Source organism: Mesorhizobium sp. M1D.F.Ca.ET.231.01.1.1, from assembly GCF_003999155.2.
Lineage (GTDB): Bacteria > Pseudomonadota > Alphaproteobacteria > Rhizobiales > Rhizobiaceae > Mesorhizobium.
The window spans coordinates 1-359 of the sequence record NZ_RZOZ02000113.1 but is presented as its reverse complement, the minus strand read 5'-3'; the positions used below and the strand labels follow the sequence as shown (position 1 = coordinate 359).

The following is a 359-nucleotide window of genomic DNA, read 5'->3' as shown; positions in this document are numbered from 1 at the left end:
GCCGCACGAAACCGAGATCTGCCGGCCGTTCATCGAAAGGCAGATCGAGCTGGTCAATCCGCAGGTGCTGGTCAATCTCGGCGGACCGTCGGCCAAGACCCTGCTCAACACCACCGAGGGCATCCTCAGGCTGCGCGGCAACTGGCGCGTCCACACGACCGCATCGGGAACCGCCATTCCTGCCATGCCGACACTGCACCCGGCCTATCTGCTGCGGACGCCGGCGCACAAGAAGCTGGCGTGGCGGGACTTCCTCGAGGTGAAGGCGAAGCTGAGGGGGTTGGCGTGATTGCCCTTCCCTTCTCCCCTCACAAGGGGAGAAGGGGGAGCATAACCTCCCAGGTAATTGAACTCCTCCC

1 protein-coding gene is annotated in these 359 nt (G+C 64.1%); it reads left to right on the top strand.

The genetic code is table 11. The features are described from left to right. Nucleotides 1–289: uracil-DNA glycosylase family protein (locus EN874_RS32535; protein ID WP_281061463.1), on the top strand; the 289-nt coding region annotated here is incomplete at its 5' end. Between the last annotated feature and the right edge of the window lie 70 nt (nucleotides 290–359).